At 62.0% G+C, this 15,968-nt stretch carries 14 protein-coding genes; 12 read left to right on the top strand and 2 right to left on the bottom strand.

Annotated features, from left to right (window positions below; all coding sequences use genetic code 11):
* Positions 1 to 89 precede the first annotated feature (89 nt).
* Both GW587_RS12640 and GW587_RS12635 read right to left on the bottom strand, forming a co-directional pair.
* Entirely contained in the window at positions 90 to 3,254 is a 3,165-nt protein-coding gene (locus GW587_RS12640) for an efflux RND transporter permease subunit (RefSeq protein ID WP_166103168.1), read from the bottom strand.
* Positions 3,251 to 4,192, bottom strand: coding sequence for an XdhC family protein (locus GW587_RS12635; RefSeq protein ID WP_166103164.1), 942 nt, complete (start codon positions 4,190 to 4,192; stop codon positions 3,251 to 3,253). Before GW587_RS12635 ends, GW587_RS12640 begins: the two co-directional genes overlap by 4 nt.
* Positions 4,193 to 4,521: 329 nt before the next feature.
* On the opposite strand from GW587_RS12635, the gene GW587_RS12630 reads away from it, so the two are divergent.
* The 12 genes from GW587_RS12630 (at position 4,522) to GW587_RS12575 (ending at position 15,968) form a co-directional block, all read left to right on the top strand.
* Positions 4,522 to 5,085: an SRPBCC family protein gene (locus tag GW587_RS12630; protein WP_166103162.1), complete on the top strand. Its 564-nt coding sequence runs from the start codon at positions 4,522 to 4,524 to the stop codon at positions 5,083 to 5,085.
* A 78-nt stretch (positions 5,086 to 5,163) separates the two neighbouring features.
* Positions 5,164 to 6,267, top strand: a complete 1,104-nt coding sequence (locus GW587_RS12625; protein WP_166103159.1) for an alkene reductase — start codon at positions 5,164 to 5,166, stop codon at positions 6,265 to 6,267.
* Positions 6,268 to 6,277: 10 nt separating this feature from the next.
* Positions 6,278 to 7,390 (top strand): NADH:flavin oxidoreductase/NADH oxidase, encoded by a 1,113-nt coding sequence (locus GW587_RS12620; protein ID WP_166103156.1) that lies wholly within the window; start codon positions 6,278 to 6,280, stop codon positions 7,388 to 7,390.
* A 36-nt stretch (positions 7,391 to 7,426) separates the two neighbouring features.
* Positions 7,427 to 7,888, top strand: a complete 462-nt coding sequence (locus GW587_RS12615) for a (2Fe-2S)-binding protein (protein ID WP_166103154.1) — start codon at positions 7,427 to 7,429, stop codon at positions 7,886 to 7,888.
* A gap of 2 nt (positions 7,889 to 7,890) precedes the next feature.
* Positions 7,891 to 10,086, top strand: coding sequence for a xanthine dehydrogenase family protein molybdopterin-binding subunit (locus GW587_RS12610; RefSeq protein WP_166103151.1), 2,196 nt, complete (start codon positions 7,891 to 7,893; stop codon positions 10,084 to 10,086).
* A 49-nt stretch (positions 10,087 to 10,135) separates the two neighbouring features.
* Entirely contained in the window at positions 10,136 to 11,011 is an 876-nt protein-coding gene (locus tag GW587_RS12605) for an aldo/keto reductase (RefSeq protein WP_166103149.1), read from the top strand.
* Positions 11,012 to 11,346: 335 nt separating this feature from the next.
* On the top strand, positions 11,347 to 11,922 hold the full coding sequence (locus GW587_RS12600; RefSeq protein ID WP_207393468.1) for a TetR/AcrR family transcriptional regulator: 576 nt from the start codon (positions 11,347 to 11,349) through the stop codon (positions 11,920 to 11,922).
* A gap of 95 nt (positions 11,923 to 12,017) precedes the next feature.
* Positions 12,018 to 12,980, top strand: a complete 963-nt coding sequence (locus GW587_RS12595; protein WP_166103147.1) for an alpha/beta fold hydrolase — start codon at positions 12,018 to 12,020, stop codon at positions 12,978 to 12,980.
* Positions 12,981 to 13,008: 28 nt separating this feature from the next.
* Positions 13,009 to 13,419, top strand: a complete 411-nt coding sequence (locus GW587_RS12590; protein ID WP_166103144.1) for a hypothetical protein — start codon at positions 13,009 to 13,011, stop codon at positions 13,417 to 13,419.
* Between the two features lie 43 nt (positions 13,420 to 13,462).
* Positions 13,463 to 14,164: an SDR family oxidoreductase gene (locus GW587_RS12585; RefSeq protein WP_166103142.1), complete on the top strand. Its 702-nt coding sequence runs from the start codon at positions 13,463 to 13,465 to the stop codon at positions 14,162 to 14,164.
* A 9-nt stretch (positions 14,165 to 14,173) separates the two neighbouring features.
* Positions 14,174 to 15,172, top strand: a complete 999-nt coding sequence (locus GW587_RS12580) for a quinone oxidoreductase family protein (protein ID WP_166103140.1) — start codon at positions 14,174 to 14,176, stop codon at positions 15,170 to 15,172.
* 10 nt (positions 15,173 to 15,182) lie between these two features.
* Positions 15,183 to 15,968 carry an SDR family NAD(P)-dependent oxidoreductase gene (locus tag GW587_RS12575; RefSeq protein WP_166103138.1) on the top strand — a complete coding sequence of 262 codons (786 nt, stop codon included), beginning with the start codon at positions 15,183 to 15,185 and terminating at the stop codon, positions 15,966 to 15,968.

Here is a 15,968-nt window from a genome sequence, read left to right as displayed (position 1 = left end):
TTCGCGGCGGCCTATCGCTGAGACCGCAGCGTCACCGCAGATAAATCAACGCCCCGTCCGCTTCAGCGGCCGGGGCGTTTTTCACCGACTCAACCCGCAGTGTTCGCGGCGGAAGCGGTCCGCAATCCGCGCCGCTGCACCATGGTCCGCAGCAGTACATAGAACACCGGTGTCAGGAACAGGCCGAACAAGGTGACGCCGAGCATGCCGCAAAATACAGCGACGCCCATGGCGTGCCGCATCTCGGACCCGGCGCCGTTCGAGTACACCAACGGCAACACGCCCATGATGAACGCGATCGATGTCATGAGGATCGGCCGCAGACGCAGGCGGCAAGCTTCTAATGCGGCCTCCACCACGGATCGTCCATGATCCTCCAACTCCCGCGCGAACTCCACGATCAGGATCGCGTTCTTCGACGCCAGTCCCACCAACACGAAGAGTGCGATTTGGGTGAAGATATTATTGTCGCCGTGGCTCAGCTTGACCCCGGTCAGCGCGCACAGGATCGACATCGGCACGATCAGGATCACCGCCAGCGGCAAGGTCCAGCTTTCGTACTGTGCCGCCAGCACCAAGAACACCAATAGCACGCACAACGGGAATACCAGGAACAGCGTATGCCCGGAGAGAATGTCCTGATATGCCAAATCCGTCCATTCGTATCCGATACCCACCGGCAGTACTTCGGCGGCAATGCGTTCCAGCGCCGCCTGCGCCTGACCGGTCGAAACGCCCGGCGCCGGGCTGGCGTTGAGGTCGGCCGCGACAAACGCGTTGTAGCGCTGCACCCGGTCGGGCCCATAGCTGTCGTCGACATGCAGCAACGACGACAGCGGAATCATCTCACCGGTAGTGCTGCGCACTTTTAACTGAGCGATCGCATCGGCACGGGAACGAAACACGGCATCGGCCTGGACCCGTACCTGATAGGTCCGGCCGAACTCGTTGAAGTCGTTGACATAGACCGAACCCAGGTTGACCTGCAGTGCCTGATAGATCGCCGCCAGCGGCACATCCAGTTGCTTGGCCCGGTCGCGGTTGACATTGGCGAACAGCTGCGGCACGTTGATTTGATAATTGGTGAAGATGCCGGCGAATTCAGGCGCTTTGCGCGCGCGCGCCAGCATGGCCTGGGTCGCCTTGTACAGTTCGTCGTAGCCGAGATTGCCCCGGTCCTCCAGCATCATCTTGACGCCCCCGATGCTACCCAGGCCGCTGACCGGTGGCGGCGGCACCATCAGGATCGACGCCTCCTGGATGCTGGTCATGCGCTTATTTAGCGTGGCGGCGATCGCCGCGCCGGAGCGCGCCGGATCGCGACGCTCCTCGAATGGATCGAGCAGGCTGAAGCTGACAGCCGAGTTGCTCGCCAAGGTGTAGCCGTTGATCGACATTCCGGGAAACTGCACCGCTTCCTTCACGCCGGGAACCGAAGCGGCGACCTCGGCCACACGCCTTACAACACTTTCGCTGCGGTTCAGGGTCGCGCCTTCCGGCAGGCGAACGATGCCCACCAGATATTGTTTGTCCTGCAACGGCACAAAGCCCGCAGGAACCAGCTTGAACATCACGGCGGCACCGGCGACCAGTACCGCGTACACCACCAGCGACGCGCCCTTGCGAGCCACCAGCCCGCGCACACCGTGTTCATAGCGAGTCGATGTTTTGCCGAACGCCCGGTTGAACCAGCGGAAAAAGCGGCCAAACATCAGTTCCATCACACGCGTTGCACGGTCCATCGGCGCATCATGCGGTTTGAGCAAGGCGGCCGCCAGAGCCGGCGCCAATGTCAGCGAACTGAACGCAGAAATCACTGTGGAAATTGCGATGGTCAGCGCGAACTGCTTATAGAACTGTCCCGACAAGCCAGGCACGAAGGCGATCGGTACGAACACGGCACACAGCACCAGCGCGATCGCGACGATGGGGCCGCTGACCTCGCGCATGGCCTGCAACGTCGCGTCGCGCGGCGACAGTCCGGCGGCGATGTTGCGCTCGACGTTTTCGACCACCACGATGGCGTCGTCCACCACAATACCGATCGCCAGCACTAAGCCGAACAGCGACAGGGTATTGATCGAAAAGCCGAAACCCAACATCACGGCGAAGGTGCCGACCACCGACACCGGCACCGCCAGCAGCGGAATGATCGAGGCCCGCCAGGTTTGCAGGAACACAATCACCACCAGTACGACCAGCGCGACCGCTTCCAGCAATGTGTGGATCACCGCCTTAATCGATTCGCGCACGAAACGTGTAGGATCGTAGACCACGCGATATTCCAGACCAGGCGGGAAGGATTTGCTCAACGCGTCCATCTTGGCGCGCACGTCTTGCGACAGTTGCAGCGCGTTGGCATTGGGCGCCTCGTAGATGGCGATGCCGACGGCGGTGCGATTGTTCAGCAAGGCGCGCATATCGTAGGAGTTCGCCCCCAACTCGATGCGGGCGACGTCGCGCAAGCGCGTTAGCGCGCCATCGGCCCCGGCTTTCAGGCTGATGGCACCGAACTCTTCGACCGTCTTCAACCGCCCTTGGGTCTTGACCGTCAGCTGGAAATCGCTGCCAGCGTTGGGCGAGGAACCGATCACGCCTGCCGCCACCTGCACGTTTTGCTCGCGGATCGCGGCCACGACATCGCCGGCGGTCAGGGCGCGCTGCGCCAGCTGCTGCGGGTCAAGCCAGACCCGCATCGCGTAGTCTCCCGAACCGCGCAACTGCACCTCACCCATGCCGGTGATGCGCGCGAGCTGGTCCTTAACGTTGATGACAGCGTAGTTGCGCAGGTACTGCTCGTCGTAGCGCTGGTCGGGCGAAACCAGATGCACCACCATGGTCAGGCTGGGCGAGCTTTTCACGGTAGTTACGCCGAGTTGGCGCACCTCTTCCGGCAACCGCGGTAAGGCGCGCTGGACCCGGTTCTGTACCTGGGTCTCCGCCTGCTCGACGTTGGTGCCTATTTTGAACGTGACGGTCAACGCCATCGCGCCGTCGGTGGTGTTCTGAGACGACATGTAGAGCATGTTCTCGACGCCGTTGATCTGCTCCTCCAGCGGCGTGGCAACGGTCTCGGCAATCACTTTGGGATCTGCGCCCGGATATTGCGCCCGCACCACCACCGAGGGCGGCACGACGTTTGGATATTCGGAGATTGGCAGCTGAAAGATGGACAGCAGGCCGGCCACGAAAATCACAATGGACAACACCGCGGCGAAGACCGGCTTGTCGACAAAAAACCTGGAGATGTTCATGGCTTGTTCTTCACTTCTATCATGTGGGCGAGCGTCGCGATAGCGATCTCGGCAGGTGTTTTACTGCCAATGGCGAGTCCTATCGGACCGTGCAGGCGAGCCAGTTGTGCATCGCTCAGGTCGAATTCCCGAAGCCGCTCGCGGCGGCGCGCGTTGTTGATATGCGAGCCGATCGCGCCAACGTAGAAAGCATCCGATTTCAGCGCCTCCATCAATGCCAAGTCGTCCAGCTTGGGGTCGTGGGTCAACGCGACAATGGCGGTGCGGGCGTCGGGGCGCATTTCCAATACCGCGTCGTCGGGCATGGTGTGAATCAGTTCGACCCCATCCACATGCCAGTTGTCGCGGTATTCTTCGCGCGGGTCGCACACTGTCACGCGATAGTCCATGCCACTCGCCACTCGCGCAAGAAAGCGCGACATGTCGCCGGCACCGATAATCAGCAGGCGCCATTGCGGGCCATGCACCAGCGTGAGGAGATCTCCGTCACGGCTGATTTGCGCGCCCGGCGCGGCGGGTGCGAGGTTCACCTCGCCGGTGGCCAGGTTCAGGCTGCGCGCCACCATCTGGTGCGCCGCCAGTTGCGCCAGTAACTCGCCGATACCGCTCGCCGCGCTCAGCGGCTCGATCGCCAACTCGATGGTTCCGCCGCAAGGCAGGCCAAAACGATGTGCCTGATCAGCGCTGATACCGTAACTGACCAGTTCCGGAGCCAACCGGGTCAATCCCTCGGCGCGCACCTTGGCGATCAAATCGTCCTCGATACAGCCACCCGAAACAGAACCGACAACGCTGCCGTCGTCGCCGACGGCGAGCAACGCGCCGGGCGGCCGAGGACTCGACCCCCACGTTTTAATCACGGTCACCAACTCGCAGCGCCTTCCCTCGGCCACCCAGCGCGCGCACGCGTGCAGCACGTCCATGTCCATACTGTCCATACATTGCCCTTTGCATGCCGGCCTGATTGCGCCAGCGATCCGCTCATCAAGCCGTACATGCTACGGGCTGACCGCGCGCGGGTAAATGGTGGCGAGGGCGCAACTTAGCGGACAGAATAGTCCGCAGTCGATTCCCAAGTGGGAACTGGAATGGCTGCGGCAACGCGTGGATGAAGTTTCGTCCGATTGCGGAAGTTGGAGTCCGAACAGTTCCTCTCCCCACACCATTTATATTGCCCCGACGCGGGCCTATATTGTCGGCAGGGCAAACAAAACGCAGCAGCGTACGTCGCTGCCCAACCTATCGTATCCAACCTGGAGTACCAAGAATGAACCAGCACCGCACCCTGAACTTCCCCGCCAAATCAACCTTCATGGCCCTGGCCGCGACCGCAGCAACGCTGCTGGCAGCGCCATCGTGGGCGGCGCCCACCCAGCTGCAAGAGCAGCAAAGCGTGGAAATCTCGGCCTCGCCCGACAAAGTCTGGGGCATCATCAAGAACTTCAACGACCTGACCTGGGTGGCGGTGGTGAAGGCATCGAACGCAACCAAGGGCAACACGATCGGCTCGATCCGCACCCTGGAAATGGGCGGACCGAAACTGACCGAGGAGCTGGTGCAGTACAACGCTTCCGCGCACAGCTACACCTACGCGATCCAAAACACTGCGGCCAATCAGCAAGTCGTTCCACTGAGTGACGTCAAGGCCACCATCAGTGTCGCGCCGGGTAAGGACGGTGGCAGCAAGGTGACCTGGCAGGCGGCCTTCCATCGCGTCGATCATTCCGACACCCCCGCCGCCGGTCATGACGACGCCGCCGCGAAACAGACGATGAACGGCGTGATCGGTGGCGGACTGGCCAGCCTGAAACAAAAAGCAGAAGTGAAGTAACACCGCGTCACCAGATTACGGGAGGCGGGCGTTTCTTCGCCGGCCTCCTTGTCCCATATTCGTATGCAAGGATTTCAGATGTCAAAATTAATGTCCGCCGTCAAACTCGGCAATATCGAACTGGCGCACCGCGTGGTGCTGGCGCCGCTGACCCGTATGCGCGCCGAAGCGAACGCCGTGCCGGGCGACCTCATGGCCGAATACTACGCACAGCGCGCCTCCGTATGTGGTTTGCTGATCGGTGAAGCCACCATCGCCGCGCCCAATGGCAACGGCTATTTGGGCGCACCCGGCTTGTATCATGACGATCAAATCGCCGGATGGCGCAAAGTCACCGACGCCGTCCACGCCAAGGGCGGCATGATTTTCCTGCAGCTATACCATGCCGGCCGCCAGTCCAACAGCCAGCTTCAACCCGATGGCGGTCGTCCCGTAGCACCCTCGGCGGTGGAACATGGCGGCATGGCGTACACCGAGTCCGGCTGGGTGCCGAATACCCCGGCGCGCGCGTTGGAGACCAACGAGATCTCGGCTCTGGTCGAAGCCTTCCGCCTCGCCGCCAAGCGCGGCCTCGCAGCCAACTTCGACGGCGTCGAAATCCACGCCGCCAATGGCTATCTGTTCGACCAATTCCTGCAAGACGGCAGCAATAAACGCACCGACATGTATGGTGGATCGTTTGAAAACCGCAGCCGTCTGCTGCTGGAGACCACAGAAGCACTGATCTCGGTCTGGGGTAGCGACCGCGTCGCGGTGCGCATTGGCCCGAGCGGGAACTGGGGCGATATGTCCGACAGCGATCCCGATGGCCTGTTCACCTACCTCGCCGCGCAGCTGGACAAGCTTAATTTGGCCTACTTGCACCTTATCGAACCACGAGTGCTGGGCAACGTCGACGACGAGACCAAGGACCAGAATCCGGTGGCGGCGCAGCTGATCCGCAAACACTATCGCGGCACCATCATCGCCGCCGGCGGCTTCGATGGCGCGAAAGCTGAGGCCATCGTGCAATCGGGCGATGCCGACCTGGTGGCTTTTGGACGGCATTTCATCGCCAATCCGGATCTGCCGGAGCGCCTGCGCAATCATTGGCCGCTGAACGACTATGACCGGGACGCGTTCTTCGGCGGCACGGCAGCGGGCTATACCGACTACCCGTTCTACCGCGCCGACGCGGCATAACGGAGCTGTCGTGAGCGCGCTGTTTTCCCCATACCAGCTGGGACGATTGGCCATGTCCAACCGGATCGTGGTCTCACCCATGTGCCAATATGTCGCCGAGGATGGCCGCGCCACCTCCTGGCACCTGGTTCATCTGGGAGGTCTGGCCGCGTCCGGAGCAGCCGCGCTCGTGATCGAGGCGACCGCCGTGGAGGCGGCGGGACGCATCACCCCGGGCGACCTCGGTCTGTGGGACGCCACCACAGAGGCGGCCCTGCGTCCGGTCGTCTCGGCCATACGCGGCGTATCCGGGATCAAAGTGATCCTGCAACTGGGCCACGCCGGCCGTAAAGCGTCCAGCGATGCGCCGTGGGATGGGGGCCGGCAGCTGGTTCCCGCCGTAGGTGGCTGGACGCCCAGCGCGCCCTCGGCCTTGCCGCATGAGGAAACCGAATTGCCGCCGATCGCGCTCGACCGACGCGGCATGCTGCGCATCCGAGACGCCTTTGTCGCCTCCGCCGTACGGGCGGTCAGCTTGGGCGTCGATGGCCTCGAACTGCACGCGGGACACGGGTACCTGCTGCACCAATTCCTCTCACCGCTGGCTAATCAACGTACCGATCGCTATGGCGGCTCCCTGGATAACCGCATGCGCTTCCCGCTGGAGGTGTTCGACGCCGTGCGGGAAGCATTGCCGCTCGCCATGCCGCTCGGCATCAAGCTGTCCGCCACCGATTGGATCGACGGTGGCTGGGACCTCGACCAAAGCGTGACGCTGGCGCGCGAACTGAAACGGCGCGGGGTCGATTGGATCAGCGTCTCGTCAGGCGGCATCTCACCCAAGCAGAACATCGTCGCCGGCCCTGGCTACCAAGTGCCCTTCGCGCGCCGCATCGGCATCGACGCCGGCGTTACCACCATCGCGGTGGGGCTGATCACGGAGCCTCGCCAGGCCGACGACATCATCGCATCCGGTGCCGCTGACTTCGTCGCGCTGGCGCGCGCCATGCTGTACGACCCGCGCTGGGCTTGGCACGCCGCGGCCGCACTAGGCGCCACCGTCGAAGCGCCCCGCCCCTATTGGCGTGCGGCGCCGGCCGCGCACGCGCAGCTGTTTCACAACACCCGCTTCGGCAGCCGCTGATGCGGCAGACCTTCACTCACCATTTAGGAAAATAATATGGTCACCCTGAACATCAATGGCAAGCCACGAAAATTCGATCTGACGGGCGATGTGCCCCTGCTGTGGGCACTGCGCGACGCCGCTCACCTGACCGGCACCAAATTCGGCTGCGGCATGGGGCTTTGCGGCGCCTGTACCGTTCACCTCGACGGCGAGCCGGTACGCTCCTGCCAGTTGCCAATTTCGGCTGCCGCCGGCAAGCACATCACCACCATCGAAGGATTGCAGGCGACCGAGATCGGCCGCGTCACGCAAAAGGCATGGCTCGACAGCGAAGTGGTGCAGTGCGGTTACTGCCAATCCGGCCAGATCATGTCGGCCGCAGCCCTGCTGGCCAAAACGCCGCACCCGACCGACAGCGAAATCGATGCCGCGATGGCCGGCAACATCTGCCGTTGCGGCACCTATCCGCGCATCCGCGCGGCGATCAAGCAGGCGAATTCCGCCAAAGGAGCATAAGCATGGCCATCCGTCACTTCATCACCGGCGCCGCCGAGGACACTCCTTCGCCGTCGCGCCGCGGCTTCTTGAAGGCCGCCGGCGCCGCCGGCGGCGCCTTGATGGTGGGCTTTTGGGCCTTGCCGGAATCGATCGCCGCCGGGATCAATCCCGCCGTCGATTCCTATGTCGCGAGCGCCTTCATCACCATCGGTGCCGACGACAGCGTCACACTCACCATGGCCAAAGTTGAAATGGGCCAGGGCGCCTATACCGTGCTGCCGATGCTGATCGCCGAAGAACTCGAGGTCGACCTCGACCGCGTTATCCTGCGTCATGCCCCGCCGGACGCCAAAGTCTATGGCCTGCCATTCGGCGACCAATTCACCGGCGGCTCGCTGACCATCCGCACCTTGTGGGAGCCAATGCGCCAGACCGGCGCCGCCGCGCGCATGGTGCTGATCCAGGCCGCCGCCAATGACTGGAAGGTCGACGTCGCAGAGTGCTACGCCGAACACGGCGCCGTGATACATCGCCCTTCCGGCCGCAGCGTGCGCTACGGTCAACTGGTGACCGCCGCTGCAGCCTTGCCGGTGCCGCAGAAGATCGTGCTGAAACCAGCCGACCAGTTCAAGCTCGTGGGCACGCCGGTCAAGCGCCTCGACGCCAAGGACAAAGTCAATGGTGTGGCACAGTTCGGCATCGACGTGCACTTGCCCGGCATGTTGGTGGCGTCGGTAGCCGCCAGCCCTGTGTTCGGCGGCAAGCTCAAGTCGGTCGATGACCGCAAGACCCGCAAAATGCATGGCGTGCGCCAGGTGGTGCGCCTGGATAACGCCGTCGCGGTGGTGGCGGACAACACCTGGTACGCCCGCAAGGGCGTCGAAGCCCTGAAAGTGGTTTGGGATGAAGGCGCTAATGCCAATCTCAGCACGGCGGACCTGCGCGCCCTGATGACGGCGGCGCTCAAAAAGCCGGGAGTGGTGGCGCGCAACGACGGCGACGCCCTGAAAGTACTGGCGTCGGCCGGGCAGACGATAGAACGCACCTACATCAATCCGATGCTGGCCCACGCACCGATGGAACCACTCAACTGCGTGGTGCATGTCGGTCCCGACAGCGCCGAAATTTGGGTCGGCACCCAAGCGCCGGCCCGCGCCCGCGACGCCGCCGCCAAGGTGTTGGGCATGGCGCCGGAAAAAGTCACCTTGCACAACCACTTGATCGGCGGCGGCTTCGGCCGGCGTTTGGAGGTCGATTACGTCGAGCAAGCGGCCGCGATCGGCCGGCAGGTGAAGGGCCCGGTCAAAGTGGTGTGGACGCGCGAAGAAGACATCCAGCACGACGTTTTCCGTGGCGTGTACGCGCATACGGTGTCGGCCAGCGTCAATGCCGAGGGCTTCCCGGTCGCGCTGTACCACAAGTTCGCCGGCCCCTCGAATTTGGCGCGCTGGGCGCCAGGATGGATGACCAAGGAAGGTGTGGACGTCGATGCGGTCGACGGCTCAATCAACTTCCCTTATTCCATTCCCAACATGCGCTCGGAGTTCCGCACCGAAGACGGCCCGGTGCCGACCGGCTTCTGGCGCGGGGTCGGCCCGACACGCAACGTGCCGACGCTTGAAAGCTTCATCGACGAGCTGGCATACAAGGCCGGCAAGGATCCGCTGGCGTACCGCCTGGCGATGCTGGATAAACATCCGCGCGCGCGGCATGTGCTGCAGCGGGCCGCAGAGCTGGCCGGCTGGGGGACGCCGCTGCCGAAGGGACAGGGGCGCGGCATTGGACTGCTGTACGCGTGGGACACCTACGTGGCGCAAGTGGTGGACCTAACCGTCAGCGACAGCGGTGAAATCAGCGTTCAACGCGTCGCCTGCGTGACCGATTGCGGTATTGCCGTCAATCCGGACACCGTAGTGGCACAACTGCAAGGCGGGATCAACTTCGCGCTGACCGCAGGCCTGTACAGCAATATCACCATCAAAAACGGCCGCGCCGAGCAAAGTAACTTCCACGACTATCGCCTGCTGCGCATCAATGAAGCACCGGCCATAGTGGTGGAAGTAGTCAAGAGCGGCGAATCCCCGGGCGGCATCGGCGAACCTAGCGTGGCCAGTCTGCTGGCCGCCTTCCTCAATGCCATCCATGCGGCCACCGGCAAACGGCTATATGAACTGCCCGCGACGCCAGAGCTGATACAGCAAAGCCGCGCGGCGTAAAAGAAGCGGTCCATCCGGACCGCGCAATGTCCTTTTAATTGGAGATTCAATGAGCAATCAAAGCGAGAACCCGACCATCAAACTAGGCGGTGACCTGACGGTGAGTCGCCTGGGCTACGGCTCGATGCGCAATACCGGTGCCGGCATCTGGGGCGACCATGCCGACCGCGACAGCCAGAAGCGGGTGCTGCAGCGCGCCGTGGAACTGGGCGTCAATTTCATCGATACCGCCGATAGCTACGGTCCAGGCAGCAGCGAAACCTTGATCGGAGAGGCGCTGCACCCCTATGCCAAGGGAACCATTATCGCCACCAAAGCTGGCTTGGTGCGTACCGGCCCGAATGAGTGGTTTCCCCTCGGCCGGCCAGAATACCTGGTCCAGCAGCTACATCTGAGCCTGCGCCGGTTGCGCGTGGAGACCATCGACCTTTGGCAGTTGCACCGTGTGGATCCGCTGGTGCCGATCGAGGAATCGTTGGGCCCTATCGTTGACCTGCAGCGACAGGGCAAGATCCGCCATATCGGTTTGTCCGAGGTGAGTGTCGCCGAAATCGAACGTGCGCGCAAGGTGGCCAATATCGTCTCGGTGCAAAACGAGTACAACCTCGGCAACCGCAAATACGAGGACGTGCTGGCGTATTGCGAAGAGCACGGTATCGCGTTCATCCCTTGGTTCCCAGTGGCGGCAGGCAGCCTGGCGCAAGCCGGCGGACCGCTGGACTCGCTGGCGGCGACGCACGGCGTGAGTGTCGCGCAACTGTCGTTGGCATGGCTGCTGCAGCACAGCCCCGTGTTGCTGCCGATCCCCGGCACGTCGTCCATCAAACACCTGGAAGAAAATATCAAGGCACAGGCGTTGAAGCTCTCGGCCGGGGAGTGGAAGGAAGTCGAGGCGCTGGCCCCTGCCATCAAGCCCTACTACTAGGCAATGGCGCGGTTCCCGCTGCCCGCCGTGCGGAGCATCTCGCTTCGCGCACAGGCGGAATCGGATCTTGCACGTGATCCAGATTGCCCCGAGGCTCTGGATGCCAAGCTAAATTACGCGTAGCCTTGCCCGACATATTGAGGCCGCGTACAAAAAAATGCACCGTCTGGCATCGGCGGGGCATCCTCCTGTCGGTTTCGCCGTGCATAGGGGTGAGAGCTAGTCCCATATTTCCGACAGGCGCACTCGGAACTTCGCGTAGATAGAATGCTTGCATCTGAATTGAATTATGACTATACTTTGAAAATACAGTCATAATTTAATTGAGGCGAATCATGCGGTATGAAAAAGGTCGGAAAGATGCCACGCGGCAGCACATCGTGCAGACCGCTTCACGTCGTTTTCGCGCCGAGGGTGTCGAAGCCGTTGGGCTGGCCGGGCTGATGCGCGACGCCGGCCTGACGAATGGTGCCTTTTATGTCCATTTCGACTCCAAAGAACATTTGGTGCAAGAGGTACTGGTGGACGCCCTGGATCGTCGACTCGAGGCAATGATTCAAGCCAAATCGCATGGCGCGGGGCTGGATGACGCGATTCGCGACTACCTCAGCCCGCGTCAGCGCGACCTGCCGGACCAAGGCTGCCCGACGGCCGCGCTGGCTGCGGAAATCGCCCGGCATCCCCACGAAACCCGCAAATTGTTCACCCAAAAAATCGACGATTTCCTCGATTTTATTGCTGATAATTTATCGGATGGCGATATCGAGGCCCGACGCGGGCAAGCTGCGGCGCTGTTCGGCATGATGGTGGGCACCCTTCAACTTGCGCGCGCGGTCAATGACGACGCGCTCTCGGACCGAATACTCGAAGGCGGTATCGCCGCCGGACTTGCGCTCATCGGCGCCGATTGAAGATCCTGATTGGCCGGCCTGCGTATATCAGGCGAGTTTCGGCCTTTTTTTTCATCCAATGACATTACGGTCATACTTCAATAACTGGGCCTCATATGCACCCGATAAACCGCCTCATCGCCAGCAAGAAACTGACCCTGTTCGCACTTGCGGCAGGCATTCTGATCGCCACGCTCCCGAACGCCCGCGCCGACTATACACCCCAGCAAACGGAAACACAGCAGACCGCCAAGACCCAGTTTATTGAAGCCAAGGGAGTGCGCTACGCATATCGTCGATTTGGCAAGGCAACTGGAATTCCGTTGGTATTTCTGATTCACATCCGTGGCACCATGGACGACTGGGATCCCGCGGTGATCAACGGGTTCGCACGCGACCGCCCAGTCATCCTGTTCAGCAACGCCGGCCTGGGCTTATCCGGGGGCGAAACGGCGGACACCATTGCCGGCATGGCCGCGCATGTGACGAACTTCCTTGACGGGTTAAATCTGGCCAAGGTCGACCTGCTCGGCTTCTCAATCGGAGGATTCGTCGCCCAGCAGGTCACGCTGGATCGACCGGATTTGATCCATCGACTGATCCTCGCGGGGACATCGCCGCAAGGCGGGGTGAACACTCAGGGCTTTTCTCCGGAAACGGCGAAACACGCGGGAATCGCCAATCCCAAAGTCGAAGACCGCCTGTATCTTTTTTTTGGCCAATCTGAGTCGAGCATGAAGGCCGGCTGGGAATTCGCCAAGCGCTGGAAGGAACGGAGCACCGACCTCGAACCGCCTGTGACCATGGCGCAGTATCAGCGCCAACTCAAGGCCGGCATCGCGTGGGGCGTGAAACAAGAGACACCTTACGCCCGACTGAAGGAGATCAAGCAGCCGGTGTTGATCGTCAACGGCAACCACGACGTCATGCTTGACTCCGTCAATTCCTATGTGATGTACCAGAATATCGCGAACGCCAAGCTGATCATGTATCCCGATTCGGGGCATGCCGCACTGTTTCAATACGCCGACCAGTTCGTCGAGGACGCCACACGCTTTTTGAACACTCCCGACCATTAATCGCTATCACTTCTATCGAGACCTATTCATGAACACTCTAACCGCTTCCTCCATCGCATCCGATTTTCAGACGGAAAAAACCCGGCTCTCCTTGTACTACCCGGTTTGCTATTTGCTGTTCGGCGGCCTCGCCTTGCTATTGATGCCCCATTTCTCGATGTCCTTGATGCTCTCGAACGGTGACTACGGCGACATCTTCCCACGCTACATCGGGACGATGAGCCTGGGCCTGGGCATATTGGTGCTGCAAATCGTGCGTCACCGGGTCGCTGCGCTGTACACCACGCTGATCTGGGTGCGGGTTGTATTTTGCGCTTGTTATATCTATTTTTACCAGCAGTCCGCAGATCCCTTTTTCTTGACGATGCTGGGCATGGTCGGACTAGGCGCCGCCGCCACTAGCGTCGCCTGGCTCAATCGCCCGAATCGCCGCACCTGAAGCACGTCCCCTTTCAACAACCATTTCCAACAAAGGCATGAACATGAACATTAAAGACTCCGTAATTCTTGTGACGGGCGCCAACCGCGGCCTGGGTCTGGCCTTGACCAAGGCGTTGCTGCAGTCGGGTGCGCGCAAGGTCTATGCGGCGGCCCGCGATCCAGCCACCATCACGCTGGCTGGCGTTCACGCCATCCGACTCGACGTCACCGACGCAGCCAGCATCGCCGCAGCGGTCGCGGCCTGCCCCGATCTGACGATACTGATCAACAACGCCGGCGTCGCCTTGCCCAGCAGTCTGCTGGGCGCCGATGCTGCACGCTTGGCGCGTCAACATCTGGACACCAATTTGTTTGGCCCACTTGAGCTGAGCCAAGCCTTCGCCCCGGTGTTGGCCAACAACAGGGGCGGCGCGATCGTCAATATCCTGTCCGTGCTGAGCTGGGTCACCATGCCGGGTAGCGCCGCCTACAGCATATCGAAAGCCGCCGCCTGGGCGATGAGCAACGCCCTCCGCACCGAACTGCGCGGCCAGAACACCCAAGTGCTGAGCGCACACATGGGGTATATGGATACCGACATGACGCGCGGACTGGACACGCCGAAGTCCGATCCGGCGGTCATCGCCGAGCGCATCTTGCGCGCGCTGGAATCGAATCAGCACGAAGTCCTGGCCGACGAGTTTACCGGCCAGGTGAAGCAAGGGTTGACGGCGCCACGCAGCGTCTATCTCGGCGCGGAATAAGGAGAGAACATGAAAACCATCGTCTTACGCGAACATGGCGCAGTGGACCGCTTGCTGCTCGAAGACACGCCGATCCCGCGGCCGGGACCGGGCCAGGTATTGATCAAGGTGGAGTCCGCCAGCGTCAACTACGCCGACATCGTACGCCGCCGCAACGACCCCTACCCTCTGCCCACAGTGCTGCCGGCGGTATTGGGCGGCGAGGTGGCCGGCACAATCGAATCCGTGGGCGACCCTACGATCTCGCTCGCCATCGGCACGCGTGTGTTCGCATTGCTGCCAAATGGCGGCGTCGGCGGATATGCACAGTATGCCGTAGCCGATCTGGCGAGCGTGATCCCTATCCCCGCCGAGCTGGACTTCGATAGCGCCTGCACCCTGGTGGTGGCGGGGGTGACCGCCTATCAGACCCTGAAACAGGCGGGGCGAATTCAACCTGGCGACAGTGTGTTCATCCCCGGAGCGGCCGGTGGCGTCGGTGCCTATGCCGTGCAGCTGGCGCGCCTGCTGGGAGCCGGTACGATCATTGCCAGCGCCAGCACGGCGGAAAAACGCGAACAGGCCCTGCGGCTTGGCGCTGACCACGCGATCGACTACACGGACGCCGATTGGCCACAACAGGTCCGCGCACTGACCAATGGCCGCGGCGCCGATGTGATCTTGGAAATGGCCGGCGGCACCTCATTCAACCAGAGTTTAAGCGCGCTCGCGCCATTCGGACGGCTGGTGGTCTACGGTACCGCCAGCCGCGAGCGGTCCAACTTGGTACCCCAGCAGTTGCTAGGGCCATGCCAGTCGGTGGTGGGCTACTACGTCGGCGCGTGGTTCGCGGGACAGCCGCAACGTTCGCTTGAAGCCTTCCATACCCTCGCCGGTTATCTCATCGACGGGCAGATCAACGTGGAAATCGGCGCACTGCTGCCGCTGCGTGACGCGGCCGTCGCGCACACCATCATCGAAAACCGCCAGGCGAGCGGAAAGATCGTATTGAAACCCTGGCTGGACTGACGAGGAAGCTATGATCGATATCAAGAAAAAATGGGCGCTGGTGACCGGGGCCTCGAGTGGAATCGGTGCCGAGTTCGCACGGCTACTGGCACAACGCGGGGCGAATCTGGTACTCGCCGCGCGCAGCACTCCGGCAATGGAAACGTTGGCCAATGAACTGCGCTCCCTGCATGGCGTCGACATCGTTGTCGAACCGATCGACCTGGCGCAGTCGGGCGCCGCTTCGGAATTATCGCGCCGGCTGGCCAGACAAGGTATCGTGATCGACATCCTCATCAACAATGCTGGTTTCGGCGTGTTTGGCGACTTTCATCAGCAGCCGATCGAACGTACACTCGAGATGCTGCAGTTGAATATCACCAGTTTGACCGAACTCACGCATTTGTTCGCCGCACAAATGGCAGATCGGGGTGGCGGCCATATCCTGCTGGTGGCGTCGATTCTCGGCTATCAAGCCACGCCCGGCTACGCCGCATACGCCGCCAGCAAGGCCTACGTGCTCCAGTTTGGCGAAGCGCTGCACGTCGAACTGGCTAGTCGCAATGTTTGCATCACGGTGTTGTCGCCGGGCGTGACACAAACCGCGTTTCTTTCAGTGTCGGGGCAGGCATCGACCAGGTTCCAGCGGGTGATGATGATGGCGCCGCACGCCGTGGCGGCGGAGGGCCTGGCCGCCTTGCTGGCGCGGCGGACCGTCATCATGCCGGGCTTCGCCAATCGCCTGATGACATTGATGAACAGAATCGCGCCGCGCGCGCTGCAAAGCCGCATTGCGGGTTTCCTAATGACGCACTGA

Origin of the sequence: Duganella aceris, assembly GCF_011090165.1 — a bacterium.
In the GTDB taxonomy this organism is placed as follows: domain Bacteria; phylum Pseudomonadota; class Gammaproteobacteria; order Burkholderiales; family Burkholderiaceae_D; genus Rugamonas; species Rugamonas aceris.
Note: the sequence above shows the minus strand (reverse complement) of the source record. Positions and strands in the feature narration are given on the sequence as shown.

Bases quoted from the DNA above. Each gene is read 5' to 3' on its own strand.
- GW587_RS12640 (WP_166103168.1), bottom strand. From the start codon at position 3,254: ATGAACATCTCCAGGTTTTTTGTCGACAAGCCGGTCTTCGCCGCGGTG.
- GW587_RS12635 (WP_166103164.1), bottom strand. From the start codon at position 4,192: ATGGACAGTATGGACATGGACGTGCTGCACGCGTGCGCGCGCTGGGTG.
- GW587_RS12630 (WP_166103162.1), top strand. From the start codon at position 4,522: ATGAACCAGCACCGCACCCTGAACTTCCCCGCCAAATCAACCTTCATG.
- GW587_RS12625 (WP_166103159.1), top strand. From the start codon at position 5,164: ATGTCAAAATTAATGTCCGCCGTCAAACTCGGCAATATCGAACTGGCG.
- GW587_RS12615 (WP_166103154.1), top strand. From the start codon at position 7,427: ATGGTCACCCTGAACATCAATGGCAAGCCACGAAAATTCGATCTGACG.
- GW587_RS12610 (WP_166103151.1), top strand. From the start codon at position 7,891: ATGGCCATCCGTCACTTCATCACCGGCGCCGCCGAGGACACTCCTTCG.
- GW587_RS12605 (WP_166103149.1), top strand. From the start codon at position 10,136: ATGAGCAATCAAAGCGAGAACCCGACCATCAAACTAGGCGGTGACCTG.
- GW587_RS12600 (WP_207393468.1), top strand. From the start codon at position 11,347: ATGCGGTATGAAAAAGGTCGGAAAGATGCCACGCGGCAGCACATCGTG.
- GW587_RS12595 (WP_166103147.1), top strand. From the start codon at position 12,018: ATGCACCCGATAAACCGCCTCATCGCCAGCAAGAAACTGACCCTGTTC.
- GW587_RS12590 (WP_166103144.1), top strand. From the start codon at position 13,009: ATGAACACTCTAACCGCTTCCTCCATCGCATCCGATTTTCAGACGGAA.
- GW587_RS12585 (WP_166103142.1), top strand. From the start codon at position 13,463: ATGAACATTAAAGACTCCGTAATTCTTGTGACGGGCGCCAACCGCGGC.
- GW587_RS12580 (WP_166103140.1), top strand. From the start codon at position 14,174: ATGAAAACCATCGTCTTACGCGAACATGGCGCAGTGGACCGCTTGCTG.
- GW587_RS12575 (WP_166103138.1), top strand. From the start codon at position 15,183: ATGATCGATATCAAGAAAAAATGGGCGCTGGTGACCGGGGCCTCGAGT.